Here is a 16,494-nt window from a genome sequence, read left to right as displayed (position 1 = left end):
CCCGCCCCGCTTCACCGCACCGCGACGAACTCCTCCGCACCCCGCGCCGCCCGCGCCGCGGGCGCCACCGCCGGATGCCCCACCGCGACCGCCCCCAAGGGGTCCCACGACTCCGGCAGTTCCAGCACCTCCCGCACCACATCGCGGCAGAACATCGTCGACGACACCCACGCCGAGCCGAGCCGTTCGCCCGCGAGTGCCACCAGGAAGTTCTGGATGCCGGCACCCGCGGCGACCACGAACATCTCGCGCTCCGCCGTGTCCCGCCGCTCGTCCCCGTACGTGTGGGAGCCGTCCATCACCAGGCACGGCACCACCAGATACGGCGCCCGGCGCAGTACATCGCCCCGCCGTACCCGCTTCGCGATCGACTCCTCGCCGCGGCCGTCCCGGCGCAGATCCGCGATCCACGCGTCCCGCATCGCGTCGAGCAGCCGGGTCCGCGCCCCCTCGGACTCCAGGAGCACGAACCGCCACGGCGTGGTGTGATGCGGCGCCGGTGCCGTCACCGCCGCGGCCACGGCCCGCCGCACCGCTCCCGGGTCCACCGGATCCTCGGTGAACTCGCGCACCGTACGCCGCAGGGTCACCGCCTCCCGTACCGCCTCGGACGTACCGAGCCGGAACATGTCGTCGGCAGCGACCCGCACCATCGCCCGGGCCCCGCCCGCGGCATCCGTCGGGTCCACGACATGGACGAGCCCCCGCACCACCGCGACCGGCAGCCCCGAAGCCTTGCCCTTGACCAGATCACCGGCCGAGGCCAGCTCATCGGCGGTGGCGACCACGGTTGCGCTCAGCGGATTGCCGTACGCGTCCGTACCGCCCCGCAGATCGTCCAGCACCAGGACCCCGGCCGCCCCGATCGCGACATCGGTCAGCCCGTTGCGCCACGGCCGCCCGAAGGTGTCCGTGACGACGACCCCGACCTCGACGCCGAGGGTGTCCCGCAGCCCGTCCCGGATGGCACGCGCCGAGGCGTCCGGATCCTCGGGCAGCAACAGCACCGTTCCGGCAGGGGTGTTCGAGGCGTCGACCCCGGCCGCGGCCATGACGAGGCCCTGCCGGTTCTCGACGATCCGCAGCGTGCCGCGCCGGGCCACCACCCGTACCGTCTCGGCATCGATCGCCGCTTCCCGGTCGGTGGCCTCGACGATCCGGCCCTCCGCCTTGGAGACGATCTTCGACGTGACCAGCAGGACGTCACCGTCGACCAGCCCCGGGCCGGTGGCGGCGATCAGTTTCGCCAGATCGTCCCCGGCCCGCACCTCGGGCATCCCGGGCAGCGCCCAGACCCGGTACGAGGGCGCCTCACCGGAGGCCTCGGCACTCACGCCCGTACCTCCTCGGCCAGCACCAACGCCTGCCGCGCCATCTCTGCCGTCGTGTCGGCATCGGTCATCATCAGCGGCACGGAACGGCACCGGATGCCCGCTGCCTCCACCTCGTCGACCGCCCCGGCGTCCACCGTGTCGACGAGCCACCCGTCGAGCAGCCCGGAGCCGTAGTGCCGGGCCACGGCCGACGCCGTCGACTCCACGCCCACCGCGGCGAGCACCTTGTCCGCCATCCCGCGCACGGGCGCGTCGCCGACTATGGGGGAGAGGCCGACGACCGGCACCCCGGCCTCGGCGATCGCCTCCCGGATCCCGGGCACGGCGAGGATCGTCCCCACCGACACGACGGGGTTGGACGGCGGGAAGAGGATGACATCGGCCTCGGCGATGGCCTCCAGCACGCCCGGCGCCGGCTTGGCCTGCTCGGCGCCGACCGGCACGACCGCCTGCGCCTCGACCGAGGCACGCAGCTTCACCCAGTACTCCTGGAAGTGGATCGCTCTGCGCTCGCCGTCCAAGTCGACCGCGACATGCGTCTCGACCCGGTCGTCGGACATCGGCAGCAACCGGACCCCTGGCTTCCAACGCGCGCAGAGCGCCTCCGTGACGGCGCTCAGCGGATAGCCCGCGCCCAGCATCTGCGTGCGGACGATGTGCGTCGCGAAGTCGCGGTCGCCGAGCCCGAACCACTCGGGCCCCACGCCGTACGCCGCGAGCTCCTCCTTGACGTGGAAGCTCTCGTCCGTACGCCCCCAGCCCTGCTCCTCGTTGATGCCACCGCCGAGGGTGTACATCACGGTGTCGAGGTCGGGGCAGACCTTCAGCCCGAACAGATGGATGTCGTCACCGGTATTGCCGATCACCGTGATGTCCGCGTCGGGCGCGGCCTGCTTGAGGCCACGCAGAAAACGAGCACCACCGATACCGCCGGCCAGAACCACAATGCGCATGCACAGCAGTTTGTCAGGCGGGTACGACATCCACGGCCGCCGGGGCGCATTGAGCCGCGTGCATCGGCATCTCGGTCAGACCCGGGTAGTAGATGTGCAGACTGACGGCCGGTTCGATGGAGTCGTTGACCACTTCGTGCACGTAGCCGGGTGCGAAGACGCGCTGCGCGCCGGGGGCGAGTGTCCGCGTGCCGCGTTCGGTGTGCTCGGTCAACCGGCCGTCCAGGACGGTCAGTACGCCGGAGGACGGGCCGTGGTCGTGGCGTCCGCTGCCCTGGCCGGGCACCCAGCTGAGCAGCCACACCTCGTAACCGAGTGGGGTCTGCCCCGCAGCGGAGCCGAGAGCCTGGGGAACGGTGCGCAGCCGGTGGTACCAGCGGCTGGTGGTGTCGTACCGCACGAGCGGCGCCCATTGCGCGCGGTCGGCGGCGATGGCGCGGGCGAGCCCGACGAACTCGGCCACGGTGGAAGGGTGCTCGCGGGCCGGCTGGAGGAGGTGCCGGACCTCAAGGATGTCGCCGGCGATCTGAAGGTCGCTGTCGCTGTTCATGGAAGCGGTGGTTCCTCGGCATGGGGGGGTGCATGTGCGGGGTGTCACGGAGACCTGAGAGCCACGAAGACGCGAGAGAAAACCCTACGGAGTCACTCGGTGAGGAAGCTCTGCGCAAGAGGAGCTGGAAGCCGGACCGGACCGGAGCCGGTGCTCTACGGCGTCAACAGCTACGACAGCTGGAACAGCAACAGCGGGCCTGGACAGCAGTACGGAACCCACGGACGTGGGTGGCGTACATCGCTGCGGTCGCTGGCATGAAGTCAAGGAGACCGGCTCGACCCGACACTGTCAACCCAATGCCCGATTTGGGGGTAATGTTTCACCTCATCCGGTTACTGGCGACGGGGAAAGGTTTGCGCGGTCATTGCGGCGGAGATGTGGCGCATCAGCCGTGTCCGCAAACGTCGTTGGGGTCTTGTGACCCGACTGTGATCTTGATCGCTTCGGTGATCGAATCGAAACATGGCGATGGCCCCGGTCGTCTCACTGAGTGAGAGAAGGGGGTGCGGAGAGGCCGATGGCATATGTCAGGTTTTTGATGATTTGCACACTTTCCGCATACCCTTGGTTCCGCAGAGTGAATACCAGGGCCAATAGCAGATCTTCGCTTGACTGGCCCGGAGCTACACACTTGTAATTTCACTCGTGTCGTTCGGCCGCAATCAGTAACGGCTGCATCACGGGGACGCAAGAGACAGACGAGGGGCGCACATGACCGAGCTGTTCCAGCAACTGCTGGTCGAGGACGCGGACGAGGAACTCGGCTGGCAGGAGCGCGCACTGTGCGCGCAGACCGATCCCGAGTCCTTCTTCCCTGAGAAGGGCGGATCCACCCGCGAGGCCAAGAAGGTCTGTCTCGCCTGTGAAGTCCGGTCCGAATGCCTTGAGTACGCGCTTTCCAATGATGAACGGTTCGGAATCTGGGGCGGCCTCTCGGAACGTGAACGGCGCCGCTTGAAGAAGGCCGCTGTCTGACGGCGGACCGCCGCGGCAACGGACCGCCACGGCAACCGGCGCCGCCGAGCGCCGCGACCACAGAACACCGCGCACCGGAACCCCACGACCCGCGCACCGAACCGAGACCGGCCATGGCCCGTCGCCCGCATCCTGCCCGCAGGCGACGGGCCATCGGCATGTCCGCCGTCGCCCGCTCCGCCGCTCCGCCCCTCCCCATCGCAGCCCTCGTTCAACCGCTCGGCGCCACCGCGGTTATCCGTACCGTTAGTGTGGGGCTCCGTCCGAGACGCGCCAACGCCCCGACGGAGCGCGCGTGTACACCGATGCAGCCCCCGGGGGACGTCCCCCGGACCCGGCCGGAGGGCCCGTACCTCGATGTCCGTGCACAGCCAATCGACGGCGCCGTACGCGGCCGCCGCCGCCCCAGAGTTCCCCCGGCACGTCGTCACCGCCGTGCTCGTCTCCCATGACGGCGCACGCTGGCTGCCCGACGCGCTCGCCGGGCTGCTCGGGCAGGAACGCCCCGTACAGAACGTCGTCGCCGCCGACACCGGCAGCGCCGACGACTCCGCGCGGCTGGTCACGGAGGCGCTCGGCGCCGAACGCGTCCTGCACCTCGCCCGCCGTACGAGCTTCGGCACCGCCGTCGACGAGGCGACCCGCACGGCCGGTGTCCTCAGCCCGGAGGACCTGCCGTACCTGAACCGCCCCAGCAGCTGGGACCCCGTCAGCAGGACCTGGCGCGACGACGCGTACGACCTGCCCGAACTGCCGCACGGCGAACCGGTGCAGTGGCTCTGGCTGCTCCACGACGACTGCGCACCCGAGCCCGACGCGCTTGCCGAGCTGCTGCGCGTCGTCGACAACGACCCGCACGCCGCGATCGTCGGCCCCAAACTCCGCGGCTGGTACGACCGCAGGCAGCTGCTCGAAGTCGGCGTCTCCATCGCCAACAGCGGCCGCCGCTGGACCGGACTCGACCGGCGCGAGCAGGACCAGGGCCAGCACGACCAGGTCCGTACCGTGCTCTCCGTCTCCACCGCGGGCATGCTGATCCGCCGTGACATCTGGGAGGAGCTCGGCGGGTTCGACCGCAGGCTCCCGCTGATGCGTGACGACGTCGACCTGTGCTGGCGCGCCCACACCGCGGGACACCGGGTGCTCGTCGCCCCCGACGCCGTCCTCAGACATGCCGAGGCCTCCGCCCGCGAGCGCCGGCCCATCGACTGCGCGGGACGCTCCGTCGCCTCCCCGCACCGCGTCGACAAGGCCGGCGCCGTCTACACGATGCTGGTCAACGCACGCGCCAAGGCCCTGCCGTGGGTGATGCTCCGGCTCGTCGTCGGGACACTGCTGCGTACCCTCGCCTATCTCGTCGGCAAGGTGCCCGGCCAGGCCCTCGACGAGGTCGCCGGGCTCTTCGGCACCCTGCTGCGCCCCGGACGGATCCTCGCGGCCCGGCGCAGCCGCGGCAGGGGCGCCGTCGACCAGACCGAACTGCGCGGTCTCTTCCCGCCGCCGGGTGCCACCGTCCGTGCCACCGTCGAGCAGGTCGCCGGAAACTTCGGCAGCGGCTCCGACGCCGACGCGGGAGGCTCGCGGCACGGCGCCGTGGAGTCCGGTCCCGGCGGTGACGACGCCGACTTCCTGGAGATCGAGCAGTTCGCGCGGCTGAAGCGGATCGGGCGGAAGCCGGGCCCGGTGCTCTTCGCCGTCCTGCTGTTCGTCTCGCTCATCGCCTGCCGCGGCCTGCTCGGCGGCGGAGCGCTCGCGGGAGGCGCTCTGCTGCCCGCGCCCGCCGACGTCTCCGGCCTGTGGGGCGCGTACGCGGACGGCTGGCACCCGGTCGGCACCGGCGGCACGCAGACCGCGCCGCCCTATCTCGCCGTCATCTCGGCGCTGTCCGCGCTGTTCCTCGGCTCGACCGGCTTCGCGCTCACGCTGCTGCTGGTCTGCTCGGTCCCGCTCGCCGGACTGACCGCGTACTTCGTCTCCCGGCCGCTGCTCGAATCGAGGCTGCTGCGGGCCTGGGCGAGCATCGCGTACGCCTTCCTGCCGGCCGCGACCGGCGCACTGGCGACCGGCCGCCTCGGCACCGCCGTCCTGGCCGTCCTGCTCCCGCTGATCGCCCGCGCCGCGGTCTCCGCGCACGGCATGCGGGCCGTCGGATATGCCCGGGGCAGCTGGCGCGCCACCTGGGCGTACACCCTGCTCCTCACCTTCGCGATGGCGTTCACGCCCATCGTCTGGCCGCTCGCGGTGGTCCTCGGCATCGGTGTGCTCGTACTGCGCCGCAACGACATCGCCGCGTACGGGCTCCGCTTCCTCGCCGCGATCGGCACGCCGCTCCTCGTCCTCGCGCCCTGGTCGCTCTCGCTCCTCGGCAGCCCCTCCGACTTCCTGAAGGAAGCCGGCCTGGACATCGGTACGGGCACGGCCTCGGCGCTCGATCTGCTCGGCATCAGCCCCGGCGGCCCCAAGGCCGCGGGCAGCGTGCTGCTGCTCGGCATCGTGTTCGCCGCGCTGGCCGCGCTGCTGCGCGGGGAACGGCAGTTCGCGGTGCGCACCGCGTGGTCCGTCGCGCTCGTGGCGCTGGTCTTCGCCGCGCTCGCCAACGGCTCGGGCTGGGCGGGCCCCGCGACCCTCGTCTACGGCATCGCGCTGATCGCCGCCGCGCTGGTGGGCGCGGACGGCGCGCGGGTACGCGTCGCCGAGCTCAGCTTCGGCTGGCGCCAGCCCGTTGCCGCGCTGATCGCCCTCGCCGCGGGCCTCGCCCCGGCGCTGGCCGCCGCCGGCTGGATGATCGGCGGCGCCGCGGGCCCGCTGGAGCGCCGCGATCCGGTGCAGGTGCCGGCGTTCGTCGCGGAGGAGAGCGCCACCCGCGACCAGCCGCGCACCCTGGTCCTGGGCGGCACCTCGCCCGCCGCCGTCTCGTACACCCTGGTACGCGGCTCCGGCGCGCGGCTCGGCGACGCCGAACTGGCCGAGGCGGGCGGCGGCAACAGCCACCTCGACAAGGTCGTCGCCAACCTGGTCGCGGGCTCCGGCGCCGACCAGGGCAGCCAGCTCAGCGGCTTCGCGATCCGTTACGTACTGGTACGGGACGGCGCTCCGAAGGAGATGAGCCGGGTTCTCGACGCGACCCCGGGCCTGAGCAGGCTGAGCCAACTGGACGGCAGCGCGCTGTGGCGGGTCGACCGGCAGGTCGCCCGCGTCATGATCGTCCCGTCCGGCGCCGACGCCGAACCGCTGCCCGTGGGCGCGCTCCCCGTCGAGGCGCACACCAAGATCCCGGCGGGCGGTTCCGGCCGGGTGCTGCGGATCGCGGACGCCGCCGACCCCCGCTGGCAGGCCACGCTGAACGGCCGGGCACTGACCCGTAAGACGGTCGACGGCTGGGCCCAGGGCTTCGAGCTCCCCGCCGAGGGCGGCACGCTGGACCTCACGTACGACACCCCGCTCACCCACACCGCCTGGATCTGGGCCCAGAGCGCGCTGGCCGTGGTCCTGCTGGTCCTCGCCCTGCCGGGCCGCCGCCGGGAGATCGACGACGACCTGCCCGAGGAGGTCGTGACGGTCCCCGCGGAGCCGGTCGCGGGCGAGGGGCGCCGGGCACGCAGGCTCCGCGCGGCCGCCCAGGCGGAAGCGGAGGAGGAGCAGGCCGGGAGCGGGAGCGCCGAGGAGGCACCGGACGAGGCGGGCCAGTACATCCCCGCCCAGCAGACCACCGAGCCGCAGCTCTCTCCGCAGCCGCAGCCGGATCCGCAGCAGAGCGACGACAGAGACGCCTTCGCTCCGGAGGCCGACAGTGGTCAGTACGCGGCGGTGCCGCAGCAGCAGCAGTACGGCGAATGGGACGCGCAGCAGTACCAGGGCGCCGACTACCAGCACTACCAGGGCGAGCAGCAGTACCAGGACGGCCAGTACGGCACGCAGCACGAGCACCAGGCCGCCGCGGACCCGTACCAGCAGAACGCCTACGACCCGTACGGCTACCCCCAGCAGCAGCAGTACGACCCACAGGCCCATTACGCCCCGCAGGTCCCGCAGTACGACCCGCAGGCCGCGTACGACCCCCAGGCCGGCTACGGCGGGCAGGGCCCGTACGACCCGCAGAACCCCGACGAGAACCCCGCCCCGGGCCAGCACCCGTGGCCGACCGGTAACGCATCGCGAGGCGAGTCCGAGTGAAGTCCACCAGCCTGTCCCTCATTGCGGGCGCCGCAGCCCTCGCCGCCGTCACCGGATTCGCCGCGTTCACCGCGCCCGGCGACGGGGGTACGACGCAGGCGAGGGCCACCACCCGGCTGCCGGTGGAACGGTCCAGCCTGCTCTGCCCGGCGCCCGGTCTCTCGGACCTCGCGGAGACGACGTACACGTCCTTCACCCCGGCCGGCGGCAGCGGCGGCGAGGCCGGGGCAGCCGAACTGAAGCAGTCCACGTCCACCACCGCCGACGGGGACGGGAAGAAGGACGAGAAGGGCAAGAAGAAGGCGGATCCCGAAAAGCCGGTCGTCTCCCTCAAGGAGCCCGGCAAACCGGCCACCGCCGAGGCGTCCGGTGCCGACGCCCCCGCGCTCGTCGGCACCGCCACCGGACGTCTGGCCCCCGGCTGGACCACCCAGCAGACCACCGTGGTCGAGGCGGGTGGCTCCCGAGGTCTGCTCGGCGTCAGCTGCACCGGACCCGGCACGAACTTCTGGTTCCCGGCCGCGAGCACCGCGAAGTCCCGCGAGGACTACGTCCACCTCACGAACCCGGACGACAGCGCGGCCGTCGCCGACATCGAGCTGTACGGCCCGGACGGCACCCTCAAGTCCGACGTCGGCGAGGGCATCACGGTGCCGGCCAGGTCCAGCGTCCCGGTCCTGATCTCCACGCTGACCAGCGAGGCGGCCGAGGACGTGACCGTTCACGTCACCACCCGTACCGGACGCGTCGGCGCGGTCGTCAGGACCGCGGACGACGCGACGGGCAGCGACTGGCTGGCCGCCTCGGCCGACCCGGCGGGCACCCTGGTGCTCCCCGGCATTCCGGCGGACGCCACCTCGGTCCGTCTGGTGGCCTTCGCGCCCGGTGACGCCGACGCCGATCTGAAGGTGAAACTCCTCGGCAAGAACGGCGCGATCTCCCCGGCCGGGCACGAGGAGATCCACGTCAAGTCGAGGATGACCGCGGGCGTCGACCTGAAGGACATCACCAGGGGCGAAACCGGCTCCCTGCTGCTGACCCCGGCCGAGGGCGGGAAAGGCACCCCGGTGGTGGCCGCGCTGCGCGTGGTCCGCGGCAAGGGTGACGGGCAGGAGGTCGGCTACATCCCGGCGACCGGTCCGGTGGGCGCGCAGGCGACCGCGGCCGACAACCGGGCCAAGGGATCGACCCTCTCGCTCACCGCGCCGGGCGCCACCGCCACCGTGAAGGTCATCGCCTCCGCGGGCAGCGGGGGCGGCGAACAGACCGTCAAGACGTACACGGTCAAGGGCGGTACGACGCTCGCGGTGACCCCGCCCGTACCGGCCGGGCTCAAGGGCGGATACGCGCTGACGATCCGGACGGAGTCGGGCGGCCCGGTCCACGCCGCACGCACGCTCAGCCTCCCGCAGAACGGCGTCGAGATGTTCACCGTGCAGACCCTGCCGTACGACGGCGGAACGGTCGAGGTACCCGCGGCCGAACAGGACCTGTCGGTCCTGGACGACTGAGCCGGCGGTACGGGTGGGCGGGCGCCGGCCTACTCCTGCCCGTACCGCGGATCCACCGACTCCGGCGACAGCCCGAGCAGATCCGCGACCTGCTCCACCACCACCTCGTGGACCAGGAGGGCACGCTCGTCACGGTTCTTGGTACGGATCTCGACGGGGCGCCGGTAGATGACGATCTGCGCGGGCCGGTCCTTCTTCGCGGAGACCGCGCGCCCCAGCGGAACGGTCTCCTCCTGCGTCCCCGGCACATCGAGCACCATGAAGTCGACCTCGGCCAGCTGCGGCCAGCGCCGCTCCAGCCGCTCCACCGAGTCCTGCACGAGATCACGGAAGTTCTCCGCCCTGCTGGCCGAGAGCGGCACCTGGGGCGGGGCGACGGGCCCGCGCATGCCGCGGCCGTGGCGGTCACGACGACGCGGGCGCGGCTCGGACGGGTGGGGCGGTACGGGACTGTCCATCACTGACGCAGGGTAACTCTCCGCCGGGCGAGCGGATCGCCGCTCCCTGACAGGGCGTCGACATGTCCAATCCTGAACAATCCGGCCAGGCCGGAGCCCGTTTCAGGCCCCGCTCCTGACCGTTGAACTCTTGGTGAATGACAGCTTTTGTGCCAAGTGGTGACCGGATTCGTTGCCGGTACGACCTGTGCTTCTGTTTTCCTCCGCAGGTCAGGAGGGCTGCCCGGAAGGCCGTCGGGCCGGAGGTCGCAGGGCGACACGGTGGGGTGACCTGAGGGAGAGTCGTCGCAGCCCGCTCAAGAGTGCGGTACCGTCCAACATCGTGAGCCCTGTACGTCGCTGTTCGCGCACCGCGTGCGGCCGCCCTGCCGTCGCGACACTGACGTACGTCTATGCCGACTCGACTGCGGTCCTCGGCCCGCTCGCCACCTACGCCGAGCCCCACTGCTACGACCTCTGTGCCGAGCACAGTGAGCGGCTGACCGCGCCACGTGGCTGGGAAGTCGTCAGGCTCTCCGACCCCTCCGCCCCCACCCGTCCCAGCGGTGACGATCTCGAAGCGCTCGCCAATGCCGTACGGGAAGCGGCGCGGCCGCATGACCGCGGCGGCGACGGCAGGAACGGCGGTGGCCCGCAGACCGCGGATCCGATGGAGGTCGCGCGCCGCGGCCATCTGCGGGTGCTGCGCTCACCGGACTCCTGAGTGCGGCGGGCCGGACGGCACGCCCCGTGTGCGGCCCCTCGGATCTCCCGTTCAATTTTTCAGGCCTGGGTGTTCAAGTTTTCAGGTACGGGCCATCGACCTGAACTTGTCGTCGACACAGCTATTTCCTCACCCGTGAGAAACGGCTTCCCTCATCACGGAATCCGTCGTCAACGCCCTGCGGGTGTACCGGCCTCGCCGGACGGGAAGGCGACCTGTTGCGCAAGGTACTGCCATGGAGCCTGGGACTGCTGTTGGTGATGTGCCTGATCGTGCTGGCACAGAGCACGGCGGCGCCGGCCTGGATGCTGTCCTGAGCGGCACGGCACCCGATCCCGCGTCCGCGCTGTATCGCACCATCTGAAGACCCCGCGGTCCGCCCGAACCGCCGCCGGGTAGTTTGGGCGGTCCGAAGAAATCTCAGGAGGACCGGCCCGTGGCTGCTGATCTGTCGCAGATCGTCAAGGCGTACGACGTACGCGGGGTGGTCCCCGACCAGTGGGACGAATCGCTGGCCGAACAGTTCGGGGCGGCATTCGTCGAGGTCATGGGCGCGGACGCGATCGTGATCGGCCACGACATGCGGCCCTCGTCGCCCGGCCTCTCGGGAGCCTTCGCGCGCGGCGCGGCGGCGCGCGGCGCGGACGTCGCGCTGATCGGCCTCTGCTCGACCGACCAGCTGTACTTCGCCTCCGGCAGCCTGGGGCTTCCCGGCGCGATGTTCACCGCCTCGCACAACCCGGCGCAGTACAACGGCATCAAGCTCTGCCGGGCGGGCGCCGCACCCGTGGGCCAGGACACCGGTCTCTCGGAGATCCGCGCCCTGGTCGAGAAGTGGTCCGAGACCGGTGCGCCGCGACCGGCGGCAGCCCCCGGCACCGTCACCCGGCGCGAAACGCTCACCGACTACGCCGCGTACCTGCTGTCGCTGGTGGACCTCGCGTCGATCCGCCCGCTGAAGGTCGTCGTAGACGCGGGCAACGGCATGGGCGGCCACACCGTCCCGACGGTCTTCGCGGACCTTCCCGTCGACCTCGTACCGATGTACTTCGAGCTGGACGGCACGTTCCCCAACCACGAGGCCAACCCGCTCGACCCGAAGAACCTCGTCGACCTCCAGGGCCGCGTCGTGGCCGAGGGCGCCGATCTGGGCCTCGCCTTCGACGGCGACGCCGACCGCTGTTTCGTCGTGGACGAACGCGGCGCGGGCGTCTCGCCGTCCGCGATCACCGCCCTGGTCGCGGCCCGGGAACTCGCCCGCAACGGCGGCAAGGGCACCGTCATCCACAACCTGATCACCTCCCTCACGGTCCCCGAGGTCGTCCGCGAGAACGGCGGCACCCCGGTCCGTACCCGCGTGGGCCACTCCTTCATCAAGGCGGAGATGGCCGGGCACGGCGCGATCTTCGGCGGTGAACACTCCGCGCACTACTACTTCCGCGACTTCTGGAACGCCGATACGGGCATGCTCGCCGCGCTCCACGTCCTGGCCGCGCTGGGGGGCCAGCCGGGCACGCTGTCGGAACTGGTCGCGCAGTACGACCGCTACACCGGATCCGGCGAGATCAACTCCACGGTCACCGACCAGGCGGGCCGCACGGCAGCGGTACGCGACGCCTTCGCGACCCGGGACGGAGTCACGACCGATGATCTCGACGGCCTGACCGTCACGGCCCCGGACTGGTGGTTCAACCTGCGTGCCTCCAACACGGAACCCCTGCTCCGCCTGAACGTCGAGGCCCGTGACGAACGGATGATGACGGCGGTACGGGACGAGGTACTGACCCTGGTCCGGGCCTCGTAGGACATTTCTCCGCCTCGCCGGCGTTTGAGGCGCGGAGTCCGGGGCAGCGCCCCGGTTTCAGGAAGGGACGGGTAGGGGGCAGGTCCGCCGCGGGCGCCCCCGCTCCGGCCCCGCCCCCGCCCCGGCCGCGCCTCCCGTACCCCGGCGGTAGGCTGACGTCGCCCGATCCGCGTGAACCCGAACCGCGCGTCCGAATGCTTGAAGGGACTCACCCCATGCCGCTCGAAGCCGGCCTTCTGGAGATCCTCGCCTGCCCGGCCTGCCACTCTCCGCTCGACGACCGGTCGGCGGCCGACAGCCCCGAACTCGTCTGCACCGGCAAGGACTGCGGCCTCGCCTACCCGGTACGGGACGGCATCCCCGTCCTCCTCGTCGACGAGGCCCGCCGCCCCGCGTAACGGCATCCGCATCCCGCACGGTGATCAGCACGTGATCGGAGGACCGTCCCCATGCTCGACGAGTCGCTGCTCGACGCCCCGGAATCCCTGGCCCGAGCCGACCGCCGCGGACTGCTCCGCGGCGCCGCCGAGGCCGGGGCCCGGGTCCGCACCGCCGCCCGGCACGCGGCGGAGGCCGGGATCGCCGCACTGAACCCGGAAGGCCGCCCCCGCGCCGTACTCGTCGCGGGTTCCGGCACCGCCGCGTCCGGTGTCGCCGACCTGATCACCGCCCTGGCAGGCGCCTCCGCGCCCGTCACCCGCATCCGTCCCACCGGGGTCGCCCCGGCCGCGGGCGCGATGCGTTGGACGCTGCCCGGCTGGGCCGGCTCCGTCGACCTGCTGCTGATCGTCACGGCCGACGGTTCCGAGCCGGGCCTCTCCCTCCTCGCCGAACAGGCGTACCGCCGCGGCTGCAGCGTCGTCGCCGTCGCCCCCCACCGGTCACCGCTGCGCGAGGCGACCGACGGGGTACACGGACTCGTCGTACCCATGGCCACCGCGCCGCACGGCGAGTACGACGCCGAGACGTCGGCGGCGGGCCCCGGCACGCTCTGGGCCCTGTTCACCCCGCTGCTCGCACTGCTCGACCGGGTCGGACTGGTCACCGCACCCGCCGAGGCGCTGCAGAGCGTCGCCGACCGCCTGGACCGCACCGCGGAACGCTGTGGTCCGGCCATCGCCACGTACAGCAACCCGGCCAAGACCCTCGCCGCCGAACTCGCCGACAGCCTGCCCCTCATCTGGACGGAGGGCGACGCGGCGGCCCCGGTCGGCCGGAGATTCGCGGCAGTCCTGGCCGAGTTGTCCGGCCGGCCGGCCCTCGCCGCCGAGCTCCCCGAGGCGCTGCCGGCCCACGGCGCGCTGCTGGCGGGCACATTCGCCGCCGGGGCCGACCCCGACGACTTCTTCCGCGACCGGGTCGACGAGGCGGAGCCCCTGCACGCCCGCGTCGTACTGCTCCGCGACCGCCCCACCGGCGGCCTGAGCGCCGGCCCCGCAGCCCGCGAACTGGCCCTCGGCCACGACACGGCGATCAGCGAACTCGAACCGGAGGAGGGCACCGAACTCGAAGCCCTCGCCGAACTCCTCGCGGTCACCGACTTCGCCGCCGTCTACCTGGCACTGGCGTCGGCAGCCCGCGCCTGACACAGGCGCCCACCGGTACGCCACCCCCCGATCCACGCACCTGACAAGGACAACCCATGGACCGGCTCTCCAACACCGTGCGCCCTTACGCCTGGGGTTCCACCACCGCCATCCCCGAGCTGCTCGGCATCGCGCCCACCGGCGAACCCCAGGCGGAGATGTGGATGGGCGCCCACCCCGGAGCCCCCTCCCGCCTCACCCGTACAACCAGCGCCGGAGAGGCCGGCCGCGAGCGGCCCCTCACCGAGGTCATCGCCGCCGACCCCGAGCGGGAACTGGGCCGGGCCACGGTCGAAAAGTTCGGCCCCCGCCTGCCCTTCCTCCTCAAACTGCTCGCCGCCGGTGCCCCGCTCTCCCTCCAGGTCCACCCCGACCTCGCACAGGCGAAGCAGGGGTACGAGGACGAGGAGCGCCGGTCCGTCCCGATCGACGCACCCCACCGCACGTACAAGGACGCCAACCACAAGCCCGAGCTGATCTGCGCGCTCACCCCCTTCGCCGGCCTGTGCGGCTTCCGCAGGCCCACCGAGGCGGCCGAGACGATGGCGGCACTCGGCGTCGATTCCCTCAAGCCGTACGTCGACCTCCTCGGTGCCCACCCCGAGGAGGCGGCCCTGCGTGAGGTCCTCACCGCGATCCTCGCCGCCGACCCGACGGAGATGGCCGAAACGGTGAACCAGGCAGCCGCGGCCGCCGAACGCCTCGGCGGCACCCACGCCCCGTACGCCCGCATCGCCCACCACTTCCCCGGCGACCCCGGTGTCATCGCGGCCATGCTGCTGAACTACGTAGAACTCCAGCCCGGCGAAGCCCTCTTCCTCGGCGCCGGTGTCCCGCACGCCTACCTCGACGGCCTCGGTGTCGAGATCATGGCCAACTCCGACAACGTGCTGCGCTGCGGACTCACGCCCAAACACGTCGACGTACCCGAACTCCTGCGCATCGTCCGCTTCGAGGCGACCGACCCCGGCGTCCTGCGCCCCGAGGCGTCCCCGTCCGGCGAGGAACTGTACGAGACGCCCGTGGACGAATTCCGGCTCTCGCGCTTCGACCTGTCGCCCGGCGCCGACCCCGTCGACCTGACCAGGGACACCCCGCAGATCCTGCTCTGCACCGCGGGCGCCCCGAAGGCCGGCACGCTCGGCCTCGCACCCGGCGCCTCGGTCTTCGTACCCTCTGGTGAGAGGGTCGAAGTGTCCGGCACGGGAACCCTGTTCCGTGCCACAGTGGTGGCCTGACGCACCGTCCGCACCAGTCGGCTGCAACAATGTCCGGCCGTACCGCGGCGCCAGGGCCGCAGCACCGAAGAAGGGACACCCGGCACCCATGAGTGCGTCAGGCGGAACCAAGGCGATCGTGGCGGCACTCGGCGCCAACCTCGCGATCGCAGTGGCCAAATTCGTGGCGTTCCTGTTCAGTGGCTCGTCGTCGATGCTCGCGGAGAGCGTCCACTCGGTCGCCGACTCGGGCAACCAGGGCCTGCTGCTGCTCGGCGGCAAGAAGGCCCGGCGCGAAGCCACCCCCCAGCACCCCTTCGGCTACGGCCGCGAGCGCTACATCTACGCCTTCCTCGTCTCCATCGTGCTGTTCTCGGTCGGTGGCATGTTCGCGGTGTACGAGGGCTACGAGAAGATCAAGCACCCGCACGAGATCGAGTCCTGGTACTGGCCGGTCGGCGTGCTGATCTTCGCGATCATCGCTGAGGGCTTCTCCTTCCGTACGGCCATCAAGGAGTCCAACCAGACCCGCGGATCACTCTCCTGGAAGGAGTTCATCCGCCGTGCCAAGGCCCCCGAACTCCCCGTCGTCCTCCTGGAGGACTTCGGCGCGCTGATCGGTCTGGTGCTCGCCCTCGCGGGCGTCGGCCTGGCACTCGGGACCGGCAACGGCGTCTGGGACGGCATCGGCACCCTCTGCATCGGCGTCCTGCTGATCGTCATCGCGATCGTCCTCGCCGCCGAGACGAAGTCCCTCCTGCTCGGCGAGGCCGCCGGTACCGACCAGGTCGAGAAGATCAAGGCCGCGCTCGTCGACGGCGACACGGTCACCGGTGTCATCCACATGCGCACGCTCCACCTCGGCCCGGAAGAGCTGCTGGTCGCCGCCAAGATCGCGGTACAGCACGACGACACGGCCACCGAAGTGGCCAACGCCATCAACGCCGCCGAGACCCGAATCCGCGCAGCCGTCCCGATCGCCCGGGTCATCTATCTGGAACCGGACATCTACAGCGAGGCGGCCGCCGCAGCCGGCACGAACCCCGGCAAGGCCCCGGGCGGAGCCCCGAACTCCCCGACGCCCTCCGATCACTGAACCACCCGCGTACCCCTACAGCGCCAAGCACACCTCCCGTCCCAACCGCCTCGCGTCTGCGCCCCCCAGCAACCCCCTCCCGCCCCCTCCCGGCAGGCCTTCCCGGCCACCTTCCTTCCCGGGCGGGCTGG

Annotated in this window: 13 protein-coding genes; 9 read left to right on the top strand and 4 right to left on the bottom strand. The window is 71.7% G+C overall.

Translation table 11 applies throughout. From position 1 onward, the window contains the following. Positions 1 to 11: 11 nt before the first annotated feature. From OG306_RS14270 to OG306_RS14260, 3 genes are read right to left on the bottom strand one after another with little or no spacing between them, the layout of a single operon-like run. Complete coding sequence (locus OG306_RS14270; protein WP_266746553.1) at positions 12 to 1,334, bottom strand: coenzyme F420-0:L-glutamate ligase; 1,323 nt, start codon at positions 1,332 to 1,334, stop codon at positions 12 to 14. Next, positions 1,331 to 2,287 (bottom strand): 2-phospho-L-lactate transferase, encoded by a 957-nt coding sequence (gene cofD, locus OG306_RS14265; RefSeq protein ID WP_266746552.1) that lies wholly within the window; start codon positions 2,285 to 2,287, stop codon positions 1,331 to 1,333. The genes OG306_RS14270 and cofD overlap by 4 nt, the downstream gene beginning before the upstream one ends. Before the next feature lie 13 nt (positions 2,288 to 2,300). Next, positions 2,301 to 2,837 carry a cysteine dioxygenase gene (locus OG306_RS14260; RefSeq protein WP_266746551.1) on the bottom strand — a complete coding sequence of 179 codons (537 nt, stop codon included), beginning with the start codon at positions 2,835 to 2,837 and terminating at the stop codon, positions 2,301 to 2,303. Between the two features lie 714 nt (positions 2,838 to 3,551). Here OG306_RS14260 and OG306_RS14255 point away from each other — a divergent pair. The 3 genes from OG306_RS14255 to OG306_RS14245 all read left to right on the top strand — a co-directional run bounded on the left by OG306_RS14255 (position 3,552) and on the right by OG306_RS14245 (position 9,499). Continuing rightward, positions 3,552 to 3,815: a WhiB family transcriptional regulator gene (locus tag OG306_RS14255; RefSeq protein ID WP_030927001.1), complete on the top strand. Its 264-nt coding sequence runs from the start codon at positions 3,552 to 3,554 to the stop codon at positions 3,813 to 3,815. 357 nt (positions 3,816 to 4,172) lie between these two features. Continuing rightward, entirely contained in the window at positions 4,173 to 7,988 is a 3,816-nt protein-coding gene (locus OG306_RS14250; protein ID WP_371665351.1) for a glycosyltransferase, read from the top strand. Then, positions 7,985 to 9,499, top strand: coding sequence for a DUF5719 family protein (locus OG306_RS14245; protein ID WP_266746549.1), 1,515 nt, complete (start codon positions 7,985 to 7,987; stop codon positions 9,497 to 9,499). The genes OG306_RS14250 and OG306_RS14245 overlap by 4 nt, the downstream gene beginning before the upstream one ends. Positions 9,500 to 9,528: 29 nt before the next feature. Here the strand turns inward: OG306_RS14245 and OG306_RS14240 are convergent, their stop codons facing one another. Further along, the gene (locus OG306_RS14240) at positions 9,529 to 9,957 is read right to left on the bottom strand and encodes a metallopeptidase family protein (protein WP_266746548.1); all 429 of its coding nucleotides are present in this window, start codon (positions 9,955 to 9,957) and stop codon (positions 9,529 to 9,531) included. 322 nt (positions 9,958 to 10,279) lie between these two features. Here OG306_RS14240 and OG306_RS14235 point away from each other — a divergent pair, with 322 nt between their 5' ends. The 6 genes from OG306_RS14235 to OG306_RS14210 all read left to right on the top strand — a co-directional run bounded on the left by OG306_RS14235 (position 10,280) and on the right by OG306_RS14210 (position 16,363). After that, complete coding sequence (locus tag OG306_RS14235; protein WP_266746547.1) at positions 10,280 to 10,660, top strand: DUF3499 domain-containing protein; 381 nt, start codon at positions 10,280 to 10,282, stop codon at positions 10,658 to 10,660. A 436-nt stretch (positions 10,661 to 11,096) separates the two neighbouring features. Then, a complete protein-coding gene (locus OG306_RS14230; protein WP_266746546.1) occupies positions 11,097 to 12,464 on the top strand; it encodes a phosphomannomutase/phosphoglucomutase in 1,368 nt (455 codons plus the stop codon). Between the two features lie 215 nt (positions 12,465 to 12,679). After that, positions 12,680 to 12,862, top strand: a complete 183-nt coding sequence (locus OG306_RS14225) for a Trm112 family protein (protein ID WP_018552946.1) — start codon at positions 12,680 to 12,682, stop codon at positions 12,860 to 12,862. Positions 12,863 to 12,913: 51 nt separating this feature from the next. Continuing rightward, complete coding sequence (locus tag OG306_RS14220) at positions 12,914 to 14,050, top strand: SIS domain-containing protein (RefSeq protein WP_266746545.1); 1,137 nt, start codon at positions 12,914 to 12,916, stop codon at positions 14,048 to 14,050. A 56-nt stretch (positions 14,051 to 14,106) separates the two neighbouring features. Next, the gene (gene manA / locus OG306_RS14215; RefSeq protein ID WP_266746544.1) at positions 14,107 to 15,288 is read left to right on the top strand and encodes a mannose-6-phosphate isomerase, class I; all 1,182 of its coding nucleotides are present in this window, start codon (positions 14,107 to 14,109) and stop codon (positions 15,286 to 15,288) included. An 88-nt stretch (positions 15,289 to 15,376) separates the two neighbouring features. Continuing rightward, the gene (locus OG306_RS14210; protein WP_266746543.1) at positions 15,377 to 16,363 is read left to right on the top strand and encodes a cation diffusion facilitator family transporter; all 987 of its coding nucleotides are present in this window, start codon (positions 15,377 to 15,379) and stop codon (positions 16,361 to 16,363) included. The last annotated feature ends 131 nt before the right edge of the window (positions 16,364 to 16,494 follow it).

Origin of the sequence: Streptomyces sp. NBC_01241 (assembly GCF_041435435.1) — a bacterium.
Classification (GTDB): Bacteria; Actinomycetota; Actinomycetes; order Streptomycetales; family Streptomycetaceae; genus Streptomyces.
Note: the sequence above shows the minus strand (reverse complement) of the source record. Positions and strands in the feature narration are given on the sequence as shown.